1 protein-coding gene and 1 pseudogene are annotated in these 1,145 nt (G+C 75.9%); both read right to left on the reverse strand.

Annotated elements, in window-relative coordinates; translation table 11 throughout:
- The coding region (locus tag J0670_RS38415; protein WP_207817401.1) for a TerD family protein at positions 1-411 on the reverse strand (411 nt) is incomplete at its 3' end.
- 160 nt (positions 412-571) lie between these two features.
- Positions 572-1,145 (reverse strand): annotated as a pseudogene (locus tag J0670_RS38420) (hypothetical protein); the annotation flags it as partial.

Below are 1,145 nucleotides of genomic sequence, written 5' to 3' on the forward strand. Positions count from 1 at the left end.
GGCGCCGCCCCGCCGGTAGACCTCGACCACGATCAGCGCGGTCTCCAGGCCCAGTCGGGGCGGAGTGAAGGTGACCAGCACGGCGCCGGTGTCGGCGTCGCGGACGGTGGCGGTGGGCTCGATCCCGGCGAAGGTGGAGGACTGGTCGGCGGGGCTGGCGGTGACCACGATCTTGCTGATGCCGGCCGGGACGGCCGGGGTGTCGACGGTGATCGCGTCCGGAGCGCCGGCCGAGGCGGGGCGGAGGCTGACGCCGGGGCCGTGCGGGGCGTTGAAGAAGACGAAGTCGGCGTCCGAGCGGACCTTTCCGGCGTCGGTCAGCAGGAGACCGGAGACGTCCAGCGCCTTGGGCGCGGTGACCTCGACGGTCACTCGCGCGGCGGTCAGCGGTGCGTTGCCGCCTTGGGTCAGGACGGTGGACACGGACTCCTCCTCGGGTGCGGAACGTCGGCCCGGGCCGGGGCCGCTGGGGTCGCCGGGCCGGGTGCTGCACACAGTAACGAACGGGCGTGCGGCGATGAGCCCGGCGGGTGGGCCGAGCCGTCCGGCGGTGGGGTCTTCCTGCGGCGGGTCAGCGGCGCGTGGGCGCCGGCGACTGGGGAGAGAGCGACTGGGAGGAGAGCGACGGGGAGGAGAGCGGCTGGGGCTGAGGCTGGGGCGACAGCGGCTGCAGCGGACCGAAGCCGCCGAGCGCGGCGACCGCCCGGGGATCGCCGATGCCGAAGGCGGAGGCGTTCCAGCTCTCCGGCCGGGCCGCTCCGCGCACCTGCCCGACCGGGTCGGTGGGGCGGGTGCCGCGCACGACGAAGGTGTAGTGGCCGGGCCCGACGTCGGTGCCGGGCTGGGTGGTGAAGCGGTAGACCAGGGTGCCGCGCTCCTGCTGGACGGTCACCACGGCACCCGGCAGGTCCGTCCAGGCGGAGCCGCTGCCGGGGGCCAACTCGCCCGGGGTGAGCCGGAATTCGGCCTGCAAGGCGGTGACCGGCTCGGTCACGGCGAGGTCGAGCGCGTGCCGGAGGCCGTCGCGTCCGAGCGGGCTGACCAGGCCGGTGCCGGTCAGGGCCTGGTCGGCCGCCGGGTCGGTGGTGTCGGTGTCCGGGTCGCCCGGGTCGGAGCCGTCGTCATGCGGCGGGACGGGCGAGGAG

This window comes from Streptomyces sp. FH025 (assembly GCF_017427025.1).
Lineage (GTDB): Bacteria > Actinomycetota > Actinomycetes > Streptomycetales > Streptomycetaceae > Kitasatospora.